This is a genomic window from Paraburkholderia sp. MM6662-R1 (genome assembly GCF_050436245.1).
Taxonomy (GTDB): Bacteria; Pseudomonadota; Gammaproteobacteria; order Burkholderiales; family Burkholderiaceae; genus Paraburkholderia; species Paraburkholderia tuberum.
In genome coordinates this window covers 2,427,604-2,445,628 of the sequence record NZ_JBNDLV010000004.1, presented here as the reverse complement: position 1 = coordinate 2,445,628, position 18,025 = coordinate 2,427,604, and the positions used below count along the sequence as shown (strand labels likewise).

The following is an 18,025-nucleotide window of genomic DNA, read 5'->3' as shown; positions in this document are numbered from 1 at the left end:
AAGGCTATGCCTCACCCCACCCTCGCGTAGTAAAGATTCTGCGGATGCTTCGCCTCCGCGAAGAAAAACCAGCGCTCCGCCACGAGCCCCGCATACTGCACGAGACAAGCCGCGGCCAGCAAGCCGAACGACCCGCCGGGCGAACGCAGCCCCGCGCCCAGCACGATCAACACGACCGGCACGACGAACGCACTCACGAGAAAGCCCCATTTGACGGCACGCAACGTCCGCGCCGATTTGCCGTGAAAGAACTCGCGCAAATTGAACGCACCGGCGGTGAAGCCTCGTGACACCTGCACGAGCTTCGGATTGCGGATGCCCGTCGCGCTCTGCACCGTCGATTTCGGCCGCAAGCGCGCATTGCGCATGAGCGACGCGTAGCGGCTCGCGCAACCGGCGAGCGTCAGCAGGCACGCGCAGACCGCCAGTCCCGCCGTCAGCGCGGGCGCGAACCATGCGCTCAGTGCGGTCGCGAGCGTCAAGCCCGATGCGCAGCCGAGCAGCACGAAGTTCACCAGCGTCAGCGGCGTCGCCCACTCCTGCAGAAAGCGCAGGCACGCATAGATCATCGCGGTGCAGACGAACAGCGCGGCGCTCGCGAGCACGCCGAGCCAGCCGAGCGCGAGCGACCACGGCGAGCCGAGCCAGTGCGCGACGCCGTACAGGAACGCGCACGCCAGAAACGCCGGCAGGCACAGGCATTCGCGCGACAGCCACGAGGTGCGCCACATCGCGATCGCGCGCCACGCGCGTTCCGGATGGCCAAGATGGAAGAACGACGCGATCAGACCAAGACCGCCCAGCAGCACCGCGAGCGCCGCGCCGCTCACGTAGAACGCGGTGGCGGCGGGTTGCGCAACGACGCCCAGGCACGCCGCACTCTCGACGCCGACGAGCGCGATCAACAGCCCCTGCGCCGCGCCGCTCAGCGTGGTCAGGAAGACTACGGAAAAAGCCGGATTCATCGTATGGCCTCGTTGTCGTTCAAATGCGCTTCGCGATCGACGCGAGATGCACTTCGCCATGCGCGAGCTGCCCCTCGAGCTGCGAGTCGGGCGAGCCCGACGTGTGCGTGGCATCGCCGGTGGTCGTTCCTGACGATTTGCACGAGCATCCGTCGCCGCCGCAACTCGCGGACGCGATCGGCACGCGCGGCAAATAGTGATTCGCGGGACGCGTGCCCCACTCCGGCATCAACTGATAGCCGCCGCGCTCGCGGATCGCTTGCGACACCACCGACTCCGGATCGTGGATATCGCCGAACAGCCGCGCGGATGTCGGACATGCGAGCACGCAGGCCGGCTTGCGATCGCGCTCGGACAGATGCTCGTCATGAATGCGATCGACGCACAGCGTGCACTTGGTCATCTCCTTGCGCGCTTCGTCGAGTTCGCGCGCGCCGTACGGGCACGCCCAGGCGCAATACTTGCAGCCGATGCAGCGATCGAAATCGACCAGCACTAGACCGTCTTCCTTGCGCTTGTAGCTCGCGCCCGTGGGACACACCGGCACGCACGGCGGGTCCTCGCAATGCAGGCACGACTTCGGGAAATGGATCATCTCCGTGTCGGGGAAGCTGCCCGCTTCGAAACTCTGCACACGGTTGAAGAACGTGCCGGACGGGTCCGCGTCGTACGGATTGAAATCGGCGAGGCTGCCCGATTCGCCTGACGTGTTCCACTCCTTGCAGCTCGTCACGCACGCCTGGCATCCCACGCATACGTTCAGATCGATCACCAGCGCCATCTGGGTCATTGCAAGCTCCTTGCCGTGGCTTTAGCGGTCGTCGCCGTTATGTTCGGCGCGGCGCAACGTCCCGCGCAGGCGAGCCGCGAATTCTCCGCGTCCCGCGAAATAGGTCTGGACGATGCGCGACACCACACTCTTCTGTGCAACCGCGCCGGGCAATTCGGGCATCGCCTCGAACTGCGGCAGCGTGTGCCGCGCGTCGGCTTCGGCCGGATAGATGCGCACGCGCACGTCGTACCAGGCGGCCTGGCCCGTCACCGGATCGGAGTTCGACATGCGCGCGGGTGCCTCGTCGCAGCCCGGCAGCTCGTCGGTGATCAGGTGATTGAGCAGGAAGCCGCGCTGCGACTCGTTCGCGTCGGGACCGAGATTCCATGCGCCCGCCGCTTTGCCGATCGCGTTCCACGTCCATACGGTGCCCGGTTCGACGGTCTCGCTGTAGCGCGCCATACAGCGCACGCGGCCCCATTGCGATTCGACGTAGATCCAGCTGCCGTCGGCGATGCCGTTCGCGCTCGCCGTTTTCGGATTCACATAAAGGTAGTTTTCCCCATGAATCTGCCGCAGCCACGCGTTCTGCGAATCCCACGAGTGATACATCGCCATCGGCCGCTGGGTGACCGCGGCGAGCGGGAATCGCGCGAGATCCGTCGCCGCGCTTTCGAGCGGTGCGTACCAGAACGGCAGCGGATCGAAGTACCTGTCGACGCGCGCGCGCAGATGGTCGGGCGGCTGCCGGCCGCTCGTGCGTCCTTGCGCGGCGAGCCTGAACTTCTGCATCACGTCCGAGTAAAGCTGGATCAGAATCGGTTCGCTGAATTTGCGGAAACCGTTTTTGACCGCCCAGTCGAGATACGGTCCGTTGCAGTTGCGCATGTACTGCAAGGTCTCGGGCAAGCGGTAATGGAATACGCAGTTGTTCTTCGCGTACTGCTCCCATTGATTCGGATTCGGCTCGCCGACGAGCGTCTTGTCGCCATCCTTGCCGCGCCAGCCGATCAGAAAGCCGACCCCGGAACCGGGCGACGTGGTGTGATTGACGATGAAGTCCGGATAGTCGCGAAAGCGCCGGCTGCCATCCGCATTGGTGAACGCCGGAAACCTCAGGCGCGACGCCAGTTCGATCAGCACTTCCTGGAACGGCTTGCATTCGCCGGTCGGCGGCACGACCGGTACACGCACCGAATCGACGGGGCCGTCGAACTCGGAGATCGGCCGGTCGAGCATCGACATCGCGTCGTAACGTTCGAGGTAAGTCGTGTCCGGCAGGATCAGATCGGCGAACGCGGTCATCTCCGACTGGAACGCGTCGCACACGACGAGAAACGGAATCTTGTAGTCGCCGTTGGCGTGTTTGTCGGCGAGCATCTCGCGCACCTTCATCGTGTTCATCGACGAATTCCACGCCATGTTGGCCATGAAAATCATCAGCGTGTCGATGGGATACGGATCGCCGCGCCACGCGTTGGTGATCACGCTGTGCATGACGCCGTGCACCGCGAGCGGATATTCCCACGAGAACGCCCGGTCGATGCGCACCGGGGCGCCGTGCTCGTCGATGAACAGATCCTCGGGCGCGGCGGGCCAGCCTAGCGGGCCCGTCGCAAGCGGTGTATTGGGCTTCACCGCGGCGGGGTCGTTCGGTGGTTTCGCCGATGGCGGCACCGCGCGCGGGAACGGCGACTTGTGACGAAAGCCGCCGGGCCGGTCGATCGTGCCCAGGAGCGACATCAGCACGGCGAGCGCGCGGATCGACTGAAAGCCGTTCGAATGCGCGGCGAGCCCGCGCATCGCATGAAAAGCGACCGGGTTGCCCGTGACCGTCTCGTGCGTTTCGCCCCACGCGTCGGTCCAGCGGATCGGCAGCGTGATGCGGTGCCGGCGGCCCGTCTCGATCATCTCGCCCGCGAGCCGGCGGATCGTCTCGGCCGCGATGCCGGTGATCGCCGCCGCCCATTCGGGCGTGCACTCGGCGACGCGCTCGCGCAGCAATGCAAACGACGGCGTTACCGGCTTGCCGTTGTCGAGCGTGTAACGGCCGTCGAGCGCGGGCCTCACGCCGCTCGCATGATGCGGCACCGCGCGCTGGGTGGCCGGGTCCCACCACAGATGATTCTGCGGAAACAGCGGATTGCCTTCGGCCCGTTCGGGATCGCGCACGAACAAACCGAAGTTTTCGCTCGCTTCGTCGAGATCGATCAGCTCCGCCGCGTTCGTGTAGCGCTGCACGAACTCGTGATCCCACGCGTCGGCGGCGATCAGTTCGTGCAGGAACGCCATGAACAGCGCGCCGTCGGTGCCAGGCTTGATCGGCACCCATTCGTCCGCGATCGCCGCATAGCCGGTGCGGATCGGATTGATCGCGATGAAGCGGCCACCCGCGCGCTTGAACTTCGCAATCGCGATCTTCAGCGGATTCGAATGATGATCTTCCGCGGTGCCGATCATGAAGAACAGCTTCGCGCTGTCGAGATCCGGTCCGCCGAATTCCCAGAACGAACCGCCGATCGTATAGATCATGCCGGCCGCCATGTTCGACGAGCAAAAGCCGCCGTGCGCCGCATAGTTAGGCGTACCGAACTGCTTGGCGAACAGGCCGGTCAGCGCCTGCATCTGGTCGCGGCCCGTGAACAGCGCGAACTTCTTCGGATCGCTCGAGCGAATCGCGGCGAGACGCTTTTCGAGCACGTCGAACGCGGTGTCCCACGAGACCGGCTCGAACTGCGCGCTGCCGCGCTGCGCGCCGGCCTTGCGCATCAAAGGCTGCGTAAGGCGCGCGGGCGAGTACTGCTTCATGATGCCGGAGGCACCCTTCGCGCAGATGACGCCCTGATTGAGCGGATGCTCCGGATTGCCGTCGATATAGCGCACCTCGCCGTCGCGCAGATGCACCCGGATGCCGCAGCGGCACGCGCACATGTAGCAGGTGGTGGTCTTGACATCGAGCCGTTCGTTCTGCGTGCGGGCGTGGTGCTCCATGGCCATCTCCGTCGTTGCTTCTGGTGGGCCGAAGCGCGCGTCATACGCGCTGCTCATCCAATACCGACCATCGTATTCGCACCTGCCTCACAAGGGAAATCGCGATTTGCGAGCAAAACTATCTGGCGCACCGATAGTTTCGGTTTCGCTTTCAGCTATGCGCTTTTTTCGACGGCGTGTCCAGTCGGGTGAGATCGGTTGGGTGCGGTGGGACGCTCGTTTAAGCGCGGCCCTCCAGTTGCGCGATCAGCGCATCCGGAATTTCGACGCCCTCCTCGTATGCCGCCTGCGCAAGCTGCTCCCGGCGATAACCGGGCAGGCGCACGTCGTCATCCATCAGCATCATCTCGATCAGCGCCTCGACACGCGACAGATACGCGTCGTCGCCGGCCAGCGCGCCCGGGTCGATCACCCAGAACAGGTGGCCGATGCGCGAGCGCTCGCCCTCCTCGGTCAGGAACCAGCCCGCTTCGCAGCCGAAGTTCGCGCCGCTCAGCGCGCGCGGCGCTGCTCGGCCTACCAGCGCTTCGTCTTGATGTTGTGCACGTGGGCGTGCTCGCCGGCCTTGATCGGCGCGACCACCTTGCCGATGTCGACGCCGTACTTGAACACCGTGTCGCCAACGGCCATGTCCTTCAGCGCGATCTTGTGACCGATCGGAATGTCCTGCTTCGCCGGCACGGTGACGATTTCGTCGTCGTCCATGATCCATGCGTTGAGCAGCGTCCCCGCCTTGATGCCCTCGACCACCGCCACACCGACCGTGTCTTTCGCCTCGTGCAGCACGATGTGGATCGTTCTGCGCGGCGCCGACGCACCCGCTGCGGTGTCGTTGATGTCTGCCGTGGGATTGCCCATGAGCTTCTCCATTCGTAGTTTGAATGCGGTGAGGGTGCCGCCGGGGCAGCGCAGCCAGGTGCGCCGCGGTGAATCGATATTAGGCGGCGACTTACCCAATGTCAACTAGATCATATATATGTGTTAGACGACTGGGCGAGAACCGGGCTGTTGTCGCGATTCACCGACAACATACGATTCATCCAGATGGATTAGATGACCTGGTCGTTTAGAATCAGGGCAGGTTCAACCCCGGCGAGCGGCACGACTCGCGTATCCCAGAGGTTTTCATGAGCACGCTCGCGATCAATCCGCCCGCAGTGGGAGGCACACGGTACAAGGAGGTCAAGAGCGCGATTCTCGCGGCGCTCGCGGCCGGCGAATGGAAAGGCGGCGAATGCATTCCTTCGGAAAAGCGCCTCGCCGAACGCTTCGGCGTGTCGATCGGCACGCTGCGCAAAGCCATCGACGAACTGTGCGCCGAGAACATTCTGATCCGTCATCAGGGGCTCGGCACGTTCGTGGCGATGCATCAGCGCGACCGGCACTTCTTCCGCTTCTTTCGCATCGTGCGGCGCGACGGCGACAAGGCCTACCCGGTCGTCACGCTGATCGGGTTCAGGAAGGCGCGTGCCTCGCGCGAGGCGGCCGCCGCGCTCGGCATCGACACCGGCGCGCGCGTTCTGCAGTTCGTCAACGGGCTCGCGCTGCACGGCAAGACCGTGCTGATAGAACATATCACCGTGCCCGAAGCGCTGTTTCCCGGCTTGACGGAAAGCAAGCTGCGCAACCGGCCGAACACGCTGTACAACTTCTATCAGGACGGTTTCGGCATCAACGTGGTCGAGACCGATGAGCATGTGAGCGTTGCGCTCGCCAATGAGCTCGAAAGCACACAACTAGGCGTCGAAGTCGGCGCGCCGCTGCTCGAGATCCGGCGCATTGCGTACTCGTATCGCCGCAGCGCGGTCGAACTGCGCATGTCGCGGCTCAATACCGAGGAGTACGAGTACATCGGCACGCGCGCGGCGCGCGACGATCAGAAATAGCGGACCTCGGTCGCCGCCTGCGCTTCATATCACATCTGCGCAAAAACGACAGGCCAATCGTCTTTCATTTTCGGCCGGCGCCAACCTGTCTAAAATAGCCGCACTTCCGCCCCCGAGAACCTCATGCTGGATACTCTCACGAGCGGCTCCGCGCCCATCAACGACGACTCCGGGATGTTCGAACTCGCGCCCGTGTCGCTGTGGCTCGAAGATTTCAGCGGCGTGCGCGCATTGTTCGACGGGTGGCGAGCCGCCGGCGTGACCGATCTGCGCGCCCATTTCGCCGAAGACCCGCGCCGCGTCGCCGAATGCGCTCATCGCATCCGCGTGATCAAGGTCAATCGCCAGACGCTCACGCAATTCGAGGCCGCCGATTTCGACACGCTGACGAGCAATCTCGCCTCGGTGTTCCGCGACGACATGCGTCCGCATTTCCGCGAGCAGTTGATCGAGCTGTGGGACAACAAGCTGTTCCAGCAGCGCGAGGTGCTCAACTATTCACTCGACGGCAACGAGGTGCACGTACACCTGCAATTCTCGGTGCTGCCAGGCCACGAACAGGACTGGGACCTCGTACTCGTCGCGCTGACCGACATCACCGCGCGCAAGAAGGCCGAGGCCTACCTCGAATTCCTCGGCAAGCACGACGTGCTGACCAAGCTGCGCAACCGCTCGTTCTACGTCGACGAGCTGAACCGGCTCGAACGCAAGGGACCGTGGCCCGTGACGATCATCATGGCCGACCTGAACGGCCTGAAGCGCGTGAACGATCAGCTCGGTCACGCGGCCGGCGACGCGCTGCTGCGGGGTGCCGGCGAAGTGCTCGCGAAGGCGATGGAATCACCGTTCCACGCGGCCCGCATCGGCGGCGACGAGTTCGCGATCCTGATGCCCGATACCGACGAGCGCGGCGGCGCGGCGATGATCGACGCGATCCGCCAGCTCGTCGAGATGAACAACCAGTTCTATCCGGGCTCGCCGCTGAGCTTCTCGATGGGCGCGGCAACCTGCCAGCGCGGCGATCGGCTGGAAGCGGGCGTGCAGCGCGCCGACCTGCTGATGTACGAGGAAAAGCGCGCGCACTACGGGGCGCAGCCGGGGGCGGACGCGGCGGCGAAGTAACGCTCGCCGGCGTCAGGCGTTCACCACGCCAACGCAACGCTCAACCTCAGCCCGGCAGTTTGGCCGCGAGCACATCCAGCTTGACGATGCTCGGTGGCGACGCGAACAGCTCGCCCGCCTTCTCCATCAACGCGGCCGCGACCTTGCCGTTCAGATGCGCGTCGCGGCCGGCTTCGTCTTCGAACGCGTCGAAAATGGCGTACGTCGACGGACCGAGCTTCAGACCGAACCACGCGGCGGTGGCCGGCTCCTGCTCGACGAGCGGCAGGCCGCCGAGCAGAAACGCCTCGACTTCCTTTTCCTTACCGGGCTTGGCTTCCAGACGGACATACAAAGCGAGCTTGACCATGATGCGACTCCTGGTGAGTTCGGCAGCGAACGGTCCTTTCAAAGCGCTTTGAAAAGTATAGGCGGCGTCGGCTGAGGCGGCGCCGGACTTACCCCGCAAGCAAGTCACGCGCCCGGAAAGCGCAGCTCGAAGCGCACGACGCCTGGCAGCGGACACACCACACGCGCGCTGCCGCCATGCAGATGCATGATCGCCTTCACGATCGCGAGCCCGAGTCCGTTCGATTCGGTGAACGCGCTGCGTGCCGCGTCGCCGCGATAGAAGCGGTCGAACAGCCGGTCGAGTTGCATGGCGGGAATCGGCTCGCCCTCGTTTTCGACCGTCACCAGCGCGCCTGCTTCGTCCTGCGCGCCGCGCAGGCGCACGATCGTGTCGCCCGCGCCGTAACGCACCGCGTTGACGACCAGATTGTTGATGGCGCGGCGGCAGAGCATCGGATTGGCAGACGCGACGCCCGCCGCGTCGACTTCGAAACGCATCCCGCGTTCGTCGGCCAGGCCTTCGAAATAGTCGGCGATCCTGATGAGCTCGCCACGCAGATCGACCGGCTGCCGCTCGATCGACAACGCCGCATGATCCGCATGCGCGAGAAACAGGATGTTCTCCGCGATATGGCTCAGGCGATTCAACTCCTCGAGATTCGATTCGAGCAGGTGCTGATATTCGTCGGGTTCGCGCGGCTGCGCGAGCGCCACCTGGGTTTGGCCGACCAGCGCGCCGACCGGCGTGCGAATCTCGTGCGCGAGATCGGCGGAAAACTGCTGCAGGCGTTGATAGCCGTCGGCGAGACGATCGAGCATCGCGTTGAACGCGTGCGTAAGTTGACGCAGTTCCACCGGCGCCGCTTCGTCGTCGAGCCGGACCGCCAGGTTCGTCGGACTGATTTGCGCGGCCCGCGTGGCGATCTCGCGAACCGGTCGCAGCGCGCGGCGCAGCACGCCGTAAGCGAGCAGCGTCGCGGCCAGCATGCCGCTCAGCGTCGCCAGCACGATGCGGTTGCGGTATTCGTCCAGCATGCGCATTTCGTTCGTCATCGGATGGCCTGCGATCACCTCGACTTCGGCGCCATCCTCGCGCGCTGTCGCGGTCGCAATCGCCCAATGCACCGGCACGCCGTCGGAGAGGCGCGTCTGACGCATGTCGGCGGCACCCGGCGGATTGCCCGCCGGGCCGACCTGTAGATCAGGCACCGCGAGCCTGCCCGGATTCACGTCGACGAACGGTGCTTCGCCCGGCCGTCGGAAGATCAGCACGTCCTCTTCCGCGCCGAGCATCGTCTCGAACAGCAGCGGGCGCTTTTTTAATTCGCTAACCGAATAAAGGTCGTGCACGATGCGGCTGAAATGCTCGACACGGCCGCTCAGCACGACGTCGGCGCGGCGTTGCAGCGAGACTTCGGCGGAATGATAAAAATACGCGCCGAGCGAGCCGATCACCGCGCAGGCGATCAGCGCGAACAGCAACGTGGTGCGCGCGATCAGCGAGCGTTCGCTCCAGAGTTTCATGCGCCGTCGCCGAACGTGTAGCCGATGCTGCGCACCGTGTGAATCAGCTTCTTCCCGAACGGGTGATCGACCTTCGCGCGCAAGCGCTTGATCGCCACGTCGACCACGTTGGTGTCGCTATCGAAGTTCATGTCCCACACTTCCGACGCGATCTGCGAGCGTGACAGCGCTTCGCCCTCGCGGCGCACCAGCAGATGCAGCAGCATGAACTCCTTGTTGGTCAGCGCAATGTCGACGCCCTCGCGCGTGACCCGGCGGCGCAATACGTCGAGCTTGAGGTCGGCGACTTCGAACACGTCGCTCTCGCGGATCACGCCACGGCGCAACAGCGTGCGAACGCGCAGCACCAGCTCGGTAAACGAAAACGGTTTGACCAGGTAGTCGTCGGCGCCGAGTTCGAGACCGCGAATGCGGTCGCTGACCTGATCGCGCGCGGTCAGGAAAATCACCCGCAGATCGCGCCGCGCACGCAACGCCCGCATGATTTCCCATCCGTCGATGCCGGGCAGCATCACGTCGAGAACGACCAGTTCGTATTCATGCTCGAGCGCCAGATGCAGGCCGTCCGTGCCGGTGCGCGCGAGGTCGACCGCGTAGCCATGCTCGCGCAGGCCCTTCTTCAGATAGTCGCCGGTTTTCGGATCGTCTTCGATGACCAGAATGCTCATGATGCCCGCTGCTCCTCTCGCGCGATGCGACCGTAAAGGCCGCGCTCGCACGCGCAAAAAGCCTGATGACAGCGCTCGAGAACAACCGCAGCGCTCCCGGCGGCCATTCTACGTGGCCGCCATCGACCCTTGATGACGTTTTTGTCATCCTCCCGTCACTCTGATGAGCCGATGCGACGGCTAGTCTGAACGCACCGTCCACCACGCTGCATCCCTTCCTGGAGTTGCCTCATGAAGACCCGCATGAAGATCGCCCGCGCACGAACGCTGCGCGCCCTCGCCGTCCCCGCACTCGCCGCCGTGCTGCTCGCGACGACATTCGCGGCTTCGGCCCAGACCGCCGCGCCGACCGGCGTGCGCGGCACGGTGACGTCGCTGTCGGGCGATCTGCTCAAAGTCCACACGCGCAATGGTCAGGACGTCGACGTGAAGCTGGCCGCCGACACGCCGATTCGCGGCGTCACGCTCGCCAACGTCAGCGACATCAAGCCGGACAGCTACGTCGGCACCGCCGCGATTCCGCAGCCCGACGGCACGTTGAAGGCGCTCGAAGTGCATGTATTCCCGCCGAGCATGCGCGGTTCGGGCGAAGGTCATCGGCCGTGGGATCTCGGCGCGAACAGCACGATGACGAACGGCACGGTCGGCTCGCTCGTGGTCAGCAACGGCCGCACGATTACCATCAAGTACAAGGATGGCGAGAAGAAGATCGTGATTCCGCAGGACGTGCCCATCGTCAGTCTGGAGCCGGGCAACCGCGCGTTGCTCACGCCCGGCACGAAGGTCGTGCTGTTCGCGCACAAGGAAGCGGACGGCGCGATGGCGGCGAATTTCATTTCGGCCGGCGAGCATGGCGTGACGCCGCCGATGTAAAGCGGCGCGTCGTTCGTCTTCCTCCCCCTCGTCTTTGAAGACTATGCCCGACTCGCAAGCATTTCTGGTCGTTCATCCCCTCGTCGTTCGCGTGACGCACTGGATCAATGCGTTCGCGATGGTCTGCATGGTGATGAGCGGCTGGGCGATTTATAACGCGTCGCCGATCTTTCCGTTCCGGTTCCCCGTGTGGGCGACGGTCGGCGGATGGCTCGGCGGCTCGATCGCATGGCACTTCGCGGCGATGTGGCTGCTGTGCGCGAACGGCCTGCTGTATCTCGCGCATGGCGTCGCGAGAGGCCATTTGCGTCGCAAGCTGCTGCCGGTGCGTGCCCGCGAGCTGGCGCGCGACGCGGCGCTGGCGTTGCGCCTCAGACTGCCGCACGACACCGGCAAGTACAACGCCGTGCAGCGCGCGTTGTATCTGCTGGTACTGCTGCTCGGCTTGCTGCTGGTCGCATCGGGACTGTCGATCTGGAAGCCGGTGCAATTGTCGTGGCTAACCGCGCTGTTCGGCGGCTTCGATTTTGCGCGCCGCGTGCATTTCGTCGCGATGGCCGGCGTGGTCGGCTTTGTCGTCGTGCATCTGCTGCTGGTGCTGCTGGTGCCTCGCACGTTGCCGCCGATGGTCACCGGACGCGCCCGGCGCAACGCGCAGCGCATCGATCAAGCCTCCGAGAGGACTCGCGCATGAGCGCCCCGCAACGAACCGACACGGCGAACGATACGCACGCCAATACAGAAGACGCGCGCCGCTCACGCATCGTGCTTGCCGAGCACCGGCCGCGGATCGAGCAGTTGCAACGCCGCTTGTTTCTGCGCTCGTCGCTATCGATCGGCGCGCTCGCGATGCTGTCCGGCTGCAACCTGCAGGACAACGATTCCGTCGACAAGGTGCTATGGGCGATGTCGCGCTGGAACGACCGCGTGCAGGCGTGGCTGTTCAATCGCAACAAACTCGCGCCGACCTATTCGGCGCGCGATATCACCGATCCGTTTCCGTTCAACGCGTTCTATCCCGAGTTCGACGCGCCCGATATCGACGGCTCGACCTATCGGCTCGAAGTATCGGGGCTCGTCGCGGATAAACGCGGCTGGAGTCTCGAGCAGCTGCGCAGGTTGCCGCAGGTCTCGCAGATCACGCGTCACGTGTGCATCGAAGGATGGAGCGCGATCGGACAATGGAGCGGCGTGCCGTTTCGCACGTTTCTCGAGCTGATCGGTGCCGATCTGAGCGCGCGCTACGTCGGTTTCAAATGCGCGGACCGCTATTACTCGAGCCTCGACATGGCGACCGCGCTGCATCCGCAAACGCAATTGACGCTCGATTTCCGCAACGCGCCGCTGCCGGCCAGATACGGCTATCCGCTGAAGCTGCGCGTGCCGACCAAGCTCGGCTTCAAGAACCCGAAGCACATCGCCGCGATCTTCGTGACCAACACGAACCCGGGCGGCTACTGGGAAGATCAGGGCTACAACTGGTTCAGCGGGCTTTAGACCGCGGTCACATAACGCGGCACCGGCTTGTGCGCGCGCGGCGGCGGCGCATCGTGAGCGACGCGCATGCGCTTGACCTCGTCGACGGGACTCAGGCCGAACAGCCGCTTGAACTCGCGGCTGAACTGCGACGCGCTTTCGTAACCGACCCGCACGGCGGCCGCGCCCGCATTCAAGCCATCCTGCACCATCAACAGACGCGCGTGATGCAGACGCGTGGTCTTCACGTACTGCATCGGCGAGGTCGCGGTGACCGCCTTGAATTGCGCATGAAACACCGCGAGGCTCATGCCGGCCTCGGCCGCGAGCGTATCGACGTCGAGCGACGCGTGGTAGTCCGCATGAATGCGCCGCAGCGCCTTCGCGATGCGGCCAAAGTGATTCTGATGCGTGAGCGCCGCGCGAATCGCGCCGCCCTGCTCGCCGGTCAACACGCGATAACAGATTTCCCGGACGATGCCAGGCGCCAGGATTTGCGCGTCGAGCGGCGACGCGAGCGCCTCCAGCAGACGCTGCACCGCGCTGCTCAGTGCGGCATCGAGCGGCGTCGAATACATGCCGGCCGGTTCGTATTGCGCGAGGCCCTGGGTTTCGTTGAGCGCCATCAGCAGTTCGGCGACCATCGTCAGATCGACGCGCACCGACATGCCGAGAAACGGCTCCTGTTCGCTTGCCTCGGTCTCGCATTCGAACGGCAACGGCACCGACAGCACCAGGTACTGCTGCGCGTCGTACTGGAACACCTGATCGCCGAGATAGCCGCGCTTGCGCCCCTGACAGACGATCACGATGCTCGGCTCGTACATGACCGGCATGCGCGGCATCGGACGATTCGCGCGCAGCAGGCTGACGCCTTCGAGGCTCGAGCGCGTCATGCCGGCATTCGGCGCGAGCAGGTTGAACAGTTCGAGCAAGCGGCGTTGCGCGGGGTCTTCCGGAATGGAACCGACAGCTTGAGTGGACATGACGATATGGCGACGGCCAAGAGAATAATGCTTGAAATTTAGCATCAAACAGCCTGTCGCGCTGCCCCTCCGGAGTTTTAGGCAAACCTTCAAGACGATCAGGTATTCCCCGGGCAGCGCCGGGTCCCTAAGATGGGAACCCTGCCGGATCGCCTTTTTCGACGCGCGCAGCGTGCGCGGTCATCGACCGCCATGCGCCGACAGCTTGCCAACGGCGGCCCCCAACGCTCGCGCCCCGATCCCGGTTCATGCTGCGGCCCGCCGCATCCGCAACCCAGTGTTGCGCATCGTCGGCGCGTCGCATGTTGCGCCATCACCCTCTTTGCTGGAGCCATCCATGAGCACGACGTATGCCTATGCAGCGACCGACGCGACCGCGCCGCTCGCCCCATTTGAAATCCAGCGCCGCGCACCCCGCGCCCATGACGTGCAGATGGAAGTGCTGTACTGCGGCGTGTGCCATTCCGACCTGCATCAGGCGCGCAACGAATGGAAGAACACGATCTACCCGGTCGTGCCGGGCCACGAGATCGTAGGCCGTGTGACCGCGGTTGGTCCGAACGTGACGAAGTACAAGGTCGGTGAACTGGTCGCGGTCGGCTGTCTGGTCGATTCGTGCCGCACCTGTTCAAGCTGCGCGGAAGGTCTCGAGCAGTATTGCGAGAACGGTTGGGTGGGCACGTATAACGGTGTCGATCGCGTCGACGGACAGGTCACTTACGGCGGCTATTCGACGCAACTGGTCGTCGATGAGGCTTTTACGCTGCGCGTGCCGCGGAATCTCGACGCCGCGGGTGTCGCGCCGCTGCTGTGCGCGGGCATCACCACGTATTCGCCGCTACGCACGTGGGGCGTGGGCCCGGGCAAGAAAGTCGGGATTGTCGGCCTCGGTGGACTCGGCCATATGGGTGTGAAGCTCGCTCGGGCGATGGGCGCGCATGTCGTGCTGTTTACGACTTCGCCGTCGAAGATCGAGGATGCGAAGCGGCTTGGCGCGCATGAAGTCGTGGTTTCGAAGAATCCGCAGGAGATGGAAGCGCATGTGAATAGCTTCGATTTCATTCTCAATACGGTGGCTGCGCAGCATGATCTGAATCCGTTTTTGAATCTGCTCAAGCGTGACGCGACGATGACGTTGGTGGGTGCGCCGGAGCACGATCATCCGTCGCCGCAGGTGTTCAATCTGATCTTCAAGCGGCGGCGCCTTGCTGGTTCGCTGATTGGCGGTATTGCCGAGACGCAGGAGATGCTCGATTTCTGTGGCAAGCATGGCATTACTTCTGATATTGAAATGATTCCGATGCAGAAGATTAATGAAGCTTATGAGCGCATGCTCAAGAGCGATGTGAAGTATCGGTTTGTGGTTGATATGGATTCGATGCGGAAGTAATAGCAACTTTTTTGGCCGCGCAGCGGGTGGTTTTTTTGCGCCTGCGGCGCGGGGTTCTGTTTTGTTGTTGTGTTTTTTTTGCCTTCGCCCTTTTTTTCTGTGTTCTTAGGGCGTTGGCCTTTCCTTGATTTCTTGTCGGTCTATTGGCGTTGCCCCTGTGCGGGGCGGCACCTACTTTCTTTGCTGCTGCAAAGAAAGTAGGCAAAGAAGACAGCTCAAACCGCTAACTCTTAAGCGGGTCCCTTTGTCCACCTCGGGTAGTGGTGCATCTGGAATATGTGTTCCCGCACACTCCGCGTTAGTGACAAGGCCATCATTCTTCCGGCGGCGCTGCGCGCGCCGAAGCGCTGGTCTCAAACCATTGGTCGTTTTCGGCGTACTGCCGAGGCGCGGCCAATGGTCCCACTAACCTAAAAAAACACTCTGGTTTTCCTTGCGTACCCGTCCGCGACGCACGTAGTGCGGAGTGGGATGGATGACGGCTTTGTCACTGCCGTGGAATGTGCGGGGGCACGGATTCCAGATGCACCACTGCCATTCGTGGAGCACGGTGCCCGCTTAAGAATTAGCGGTTTGAGCTGTCTTCTTTGCCTACTTTCTTTGCAGCAGCAAAGAAAGTAGGTGCCGCCCCGCACAGGGGCAACGCTAATAGACCGATAAGTCAGCAAGGAAAGGCCAACACCACAAGAACAAAGACAAATCCGCCGCAGGCAAAAAAAGAGAAAACCATTTGGAGCATCCCAGTGATCGACAGAATAACTGCAATGCGCACATTCATCCGAATTGTGGACACCAACAGCTTCACCCGCGCAGCGGAGTCATTAAACATTCCGCGCGCAACGGCGACGACGATCGTCCAGAACCTGGAAGCCCTGCTGGGCACAGCGCTGTTAGTCCGTACGACGCGCCGCCTGAGCATCACGCCGGAGGGCGCCGCCTACTACGAACGCTGCGCGCAAATCCTGGCCGACATCGACGAAATGGAAGCCAGCCTCCGTAATTCGACCGACAACCTCACCGGCCGCCTCCGCATCGAAATGCCCAGCGCGGTAGCGAGTGCAATCGTGCTGCCGTCGCTAGACGAGTTCCACACCCGTTACCCGAACCTCGACCTCGCGATCGGCGTCAGCAACCGCACCGTCGATCTGGTCTCCGAAGCAATCGACTGCAGCATCCAGCTCGGTGAATTGCCCGATTCCAATCTCGTCGCGCGGCAACTCGGCACGCTCGATCAGGTCACCTGCGCGAGTCCGGCCTACCTGGCCCGCCACGGCACGCCCGCCGATCTCGATGATCTGCGCGCGCACGTCGCGGTCAACTGCGTGTCGCCGCATAGCGGCCGCGAATGCGACTTCGATTTCGAAGTGAGCGGCGAAGCGCGCAAGGTCAAGCTCAACGGCTTCGTACAAGTCAGCGACGAACAGGCGTACCTGACCTGCGGACTGCAAGGCCTCGGCATAATCCAGCCCGCGCGCATCGCCGCGCAGCCTTACCTCGATTCGGGCTTGCTGCATGAGGTGCTGCCGCAATGGAAACCCGTGCCGATGCCGGTCTCGGTCGCGTATGTGAAGAACCGCCGCGTGTCGCCGCGCGTGCGCGCGTTCGTCGATTGGCTCGCGGAGCTGTTCGAGAAAGCCGGGCACGTCGAGCAGGATCTGTCGCGCGTGCGTCAGTTGCTGCGCGGCCTACATCCCGCGTGAAGCGGGTGCGGGTCCGGGCGCGCGGCGCTCGCGCGTTGACTAGTCCAACGGCCGCACCGGCACCGGCCGCGTCAGCAGATCGACATAGAAATTAAAAAACGCCGGATTATCAAATCGTTTGACGACCGTCATCTTCTGCAAACCCGGCGGCGGCGAACTCGTGTAGCCCCTTGCCTTGCCATCGTTGGCGCCGAAGCCCGTATCCACATCCACCCACTCCTCGACGGTCTGCGTCGCGAACGACGGATGCATCAGATAAGCGAGCGTCAGCGTGTCCCAGATGTTCGTCGTGTAGTTCGGATCGGTCTCGAAGCCGTTCTTGCCGTCGTATCCGTAGCCGTTCAACGTCCTGAACAGTTGCGTGATGATGGTCTGCTTCGCCGGATCGTGCGCGACGCGATCGTACAGTGCCTTGTCCATTTTCACGGTATCCGTCACGTCGAGCGGAATCACCGTCTGTTTGATCGGCAGACGCAGCACCGCTTTCGCCGCTGCGGGATCGAACCACCAGTTGAATTCGGCGGCGGGCGTGGTATTGCCCCGCACGTCGATCGCGCCGCCCATGTAAATGATCTGCTTGATCAGCGGCACGATCTCGGGATGCTCGCGCGTGGCCAACGCGATGTTGGTCAGCGGGCCGATCGCGAGGATCGTCACCTCGCCCGGGTACCGCTTGACCGATTCGGCGATGAAGTCGATCGCGCTCTGGCTCTGCACCTTCGTGTGCGTCGCGAAGCCGTCCGGCGGCGCGACGAGGTCGCTAGCCGATTTCGGCTCGGGCTTGCTCCATGCGCCAACATAGCCATCGCCGCCGGGGAATTCCTTCAGTTCCCGCTGGATCGTTTTGAAGTCGTGCGTCAGTGCGTAGTTGGCGCCCGCATAGACGCCGATCTGTTGTTCGACGCCGAGTCGTTCGACCGATTTCAGCGCATCGGCAACACCTTGCTTCAGCCACTGATTGCCCGACACCACGGTAAGGCCGAGCACTTTCAGCGCGCCCTGCGCCTGCAATTGCGCGGCCATCACCCCGAGCTGGCCGTCGTCGCCGAGCGTGTTGTAGTCGCTGTCGATGATCACCTTCGGCGGATCGCTCCGGGCATCGAGACTGCTGCTGGCGCAAGCCGTGAGATCGAGGGTGATTGCCACGCTTGCCGCCCAGATCAATGCCACGAGAATTCGCCCCATCGATGCCCCGTTTGGAATGCCGCTGAGTGACGCGGACAAGGAAACCATCATAGGCGCAAGCCGTATGAATGACGAATGATCAGCGCGGCAACGACAGCACACGCAAAAGCGGCTCGCGACGCCACTGCAACGTCGCGAGCCGCTTCGAATAGCGCGC

Annotated in this window: 16 protein-coding genes and 1 pseudogene; 7 read left to right on the top strand and 10 right to left on the bottom strand. The window is 63.6% G+C overall.

Translation table 11 applies throughout. The features are described 5' to 3' along the window. Nucleotides 1-11: 11 nt before the first annotated feature. The 5 genes from OKW39_RS41130 to OKW39_RS41110 form a co-directional block, all read right to left on the bottom strand. The gene (locus tag OKW39_RS41130) at nucleotides 12-965 is read right to left on the bottom strand and encodes a dimethyl sulfoxide reductase anchor subunit family protein (protein ID WP_429565273.1); all 954 of its coding nucleotides are present in this window, start codon (nucleotides 963-965) and stop codon (nucleotides 12-14) included. Nucleotides 966-984: 19 nt separating this feature from the next. Further along, a complete protein-coding gene (locus OKW39_RS41125) occupies nucleotides 985-1,755 on the bottom strand; it encodes a 4Fe-4S dicluster domain-containing protein (RefSeq protein WP_184049921.1) in 771 nt (256 codons plus the stop codon). Nucleotides 1,756-1,776: 21 nt separating this feature from the next. After that, entirely contained in the window at nucleotides 1,777-4,728 is a 2,952-nt protein-coding gene (locus OKW39_RS41120) for a molybdopterin-dependent oxidoreductase (RefSeq protein ID WP_429565272.1), read from the bottom strand. Nucleotides 4,729-4,948: 220 nt separating this feature from the next. After that, nucleotides 4,949-5,224 carry an Ldh family oxidoreductase gene (locus OKW39_RS41115; protein ID WP_429565503.1) on the bottom strand — a complete coding sequence of 92 codons (276 nt, stop codon included), beginning with the start codon at nucleotides 5,222-5,224 and terminating at the stop codon, nucleotides 4,949-4,951. Between the two features lie 20 nt (nucleotides 5,225-5,244). Next, nucleotides 5,245-5,586 (bottom strand): UxaA family hydrolase, encoded by a 342-nt coding sequence (locus OKW39_RS41110; protein ID WP_208524309.1) that lies wholly within the window; start codon nucleotides 5,584-5,586, stop codon nucleotides 5,245-5,247. Between the two features lie 269 nt (nucleotides 5,587-5,855). On the opposite strand from OKW39_RS41110, the gene OKW39_RS41105 reads away from it, so the two are divergent. Next, complete coding sequence (locus OKW39_RS41105; RefSeq protein ID WP_429565271.1) at nucleotides 5,856-6,614, top strand: GntR family transcriptional regulator; 759 nt, start codon at nucleotides 5,856-5,858, stop codon at nucleotides 6,612-6,614. A 171-nt stretch (nucleotides 6,615-6,785) separates the two neighbouring features. Then, nucleotides 6,786-7,736 (top strand): annotated as a pseudogene (locus tag OKW39_RS41100) (diguanylate cyclase domain-containing protein); the annotation flags it as partial. Nucleotides 7,737-7,782: 46 nt separating this feature from the next. Here OKW39_RS41100 and OKW39_RS41095 read toward each other — a convergent pair. From OKW39_RS41095 to OKW39_RS41085, 3 genes are all read right to left on the bottom strand, one after another. Next, complete coding sequence (locus OKW39_RS41095) at nucleotides 7,783-8,085, bottom strand: putative quinol monooxygenase (protein WP_090806017.1); 303 nt, start codon at nucleotides 8,083-8,085, stop codon at nucleotides 7,783-7,785. A 104-nt stretch (nucleotides 8,086-8,189) separates the two neighbouring features. Continuing rightward, the gene (locus OKW39_RS41090; protein WP_429565270.1) at nucleotides 8,190-9,590 is read right to left on the bottom strand and encodes a heavy metal sensor histidine kinase; all 1,401 of its coding nucleotides are present in this window, start codon (nucleotides 9,588-9,590) and stop codon (nucleotides 8,190-8,192) included. Further along, the gene (locus OKW39_RS41085) at nucleotides 9,587-10,258 is read right to left on the bottom strand and encodes a heavy metal response regulator transcription factor (RefSeq protein ID WP_090806021.1); all 672 of its coding nucleotides are present in this window, start codon (nucleotides 10,256-10,258) and stop codon (nucleotides 9,587-9,589) included. Before OKW39_RS41085 ends, OKW39_RS41090 begins: the two co-directional genes overlap by 4 nt. A gap of 231 nt (nucleotides 10,259-10,489) precedes the next feature. On the opposite strand from OKW39_RS41085, the gene OKW39_RS41080 reads away from it, so the two are divergent. From OKW39_RS41080 to OKW39_RS41070, 3 genes are read left to right on the top strand one after another with little or no spacing between them, the layout of a single operon-like run. Next, complete coding sequence (locus tag OKW39_RS41080) at nucleotides 10,490-11,131, top strand: hypothetical protein (protein WP_090806023.1); 642 nt, start codon at nucleotides 10,490-10,492, stop codon at nucleotides 11,129-11,131. Nucleotides 11,132-11,174: 43 nt separating this feature from the next. After that, on the top strand, nucleotides 11,175-11,825 hold the full coding sequence (locus tag OKW39_RS41075) for a cytochrome b/b6 domain-containing protein (protein ID WP_429565269.1): 651 nt from the start codon (nucleotides 11,175-11,177) through the stop codon (nucleotides 11,823-11,825). Further along, complete coding sequence (locus OKW39_RS41070) at nucleotides 11,822-12,628, top strand: molybdopterin-dependent oxidoreductase (protein ID WP_184049935.1); 807 nt, start codon at nucleotides 11,822-11,824, stop codon at nucleotides 12,626-12,628. Before OKW39_RS41075 ends, OKW39_RS41070 begins: the two co-directional genes overlap by 4 nt. Here the strand turns inward: OKW39_RS41070 and OKW39_RS41065 are convergent. After that, complete coding sequence (locus OKW39_RS41065) at nucleotides 12,625-13,593, bottom strand: AraC family transcriptional regulator (RefSeq protein WP_026225869.1); 969 nt, start codon at nucleotides 13,591-13,593, stop codon at nucleotides 12,625-12,627. The two genes, OKW39_RS41070 and OKW39_RS41065, sit on opposite strands and share 4 nt — an antisense overlap. A 337-nt stretch (nucleotides 13,594-13,930) precedes the next feature. Here OKW39_RS41065 and OKW39_RS41060 point away from each other — a divergent pair, with 337 nt between their 5' ends. Both OKW39_RS41060 and OKW39_RS41055 read left to right on the top strand, forming a co-directional pair. Beyond that, nucleotides 13,931-14,983 carry an NAD(P)-dependent alcohol dehydrogenase gene (locus OKW39_RS41060; protein ID WP_429565268.1) on the top strand — a complete coding sequence of 351 codons (1,053 nt, stop codon included), beginning with the start codon at nucleotides 13,931-13,933 and terminating at the stop codon, nucleotides 14,981-14,983. A gap of 743 nt (nucleotides 14,984-15,726) precedes the next feature. Continuing rightward, nucleotides 15,727-16,683 carry a LysR family transcriptional regulator gene (locus OKW39_RS41055; RefSeq protein WP_429565267.1) on the top strand — a complete coding sequence of 319 codons (957 nt, stop codon included), beginning with the start codon at nucleotides 15,727-15,729 and terminating at the stop codon, nucleotides 16,681-16,683. A 39-nt stretch (nucleotides 16,684-16,722) separates the two neighbouring features. Here the strand turns inward: OKW39_RS41055 and OKW39_RS41050 are convergent, their stop codons facing one another. Then, nucleotides 16,723-17,868 (bottom strand): nucleoside hydrolase, encoded by a 1,146-nt coding sequence (locus OKW39_RS41050; RefSeq protein WP_429565502.1) that lies wholly within the window; start codon nucleotides 17,866-17,868, stop codon nucleotides 16,723-16,725. Nucleotides 17,869-18,025 lie beyond the last annotated feature (157 nt).

Bases quoted from the DNA above. Each gene is read 5' to 3' on its own strand.
- OKW39_RS41070 (WP_184049935.1), top strand. From the start codon at position 11,822: ATGAGCGCCCCGCAACGAACCGACACGGCGAACGATACGCACGCCAAT.
- OKW39_RS41065 (WP_026225869.1), bottom strand. From the start codon at position 13,593: ATGTCCACTCAAGCTGTCGGTTCCATTCCGGAAGACCCCGCGCAACGC.
- OKW39_RS41130 (WP_429565273.1), bottom strand. From the start codon at position 965: ATGAATCCGGCTTTTTCCGTAGTCTTCCTGACCACGCTGAGCGGCGCG.
- OKW39_RS41080 (WP_090806023.1), top strand. From the start codon at position 10,490: ATGAAGACCCGCATGAAGATCGCCCGCGCACGAACGCTGCGCGCCCTC.
- OKW39_RS41075 (WP_429565269.1), top strand. From the start codon at position 11,175: ATGCCCGACTCGCAAGCATTTCTGGTCGTTCATCCCCTCGTCGTTCGC.
- OKW39_RS41060 (WP_429565268.1), top strand. From the start codon at position 13,931: ATGAGCACGACGTATGCCTATGCAGCGACCGACGCGACCGCGCCGCTC.
- OKW39_RS41050 (WP_429565502.1), bottom strand. From the start codon at position 17,868: ATGGGGCGAATTCTCGTGGCATTGATCTGGGCGGCAAGCGTGGCAATC.
- OKW39_RS41095 (WP_090806017.1), bottom strand. From the start codon at position 8,085: ATGGTCAAGCTCGCTTTGTATGTCCGTCTGGAAGCCAAGCCCGGTAAG.
- OKW39_RS41120 (WP_429565272.1), bottom strand. From the start codon at position 4,728: ATGGAGCACCACGCCCGCACGCAGAACGAACGGCTCGATGTCAAGACC.
- OKW39_RS41110 (WP_208524309.1), bottom strand. From the start codon at position 5,586: ATGGGCAATCCCACGGCAGACATCAACGACACCGCAGCGGGTGCGTCG.
- OKW39_RS41105 (WP_429565271.1), top strand. From the start codon at position 5,856: ATGAGCACGCTCGCGATCAATCCGCCCGCAGTGGGAGGCACACGGTAC.
- OKW39_RS41090 (WP_429565270.1), bottom strand. From the start codon at position 9,590: ATGAAACTCTGGAGCGAACGCTCGCTGATCGCGCGCACCACGTTGCTG.
- OKW39_RS41125 (WP_184049921.1), bottom strand. From the start codon at position 1,755: ATGACCCAGATGGCGCTGGTGATCGATCTGAACGTATGCGTGGGATGC.
- OKW39_RS41085 (WP_090806021.1), bottom strand. From the start codon at position 10,258: ATGAGCATTCTGGTCATCGAAGACGATCCGAAAACCGGCGACTATCTG.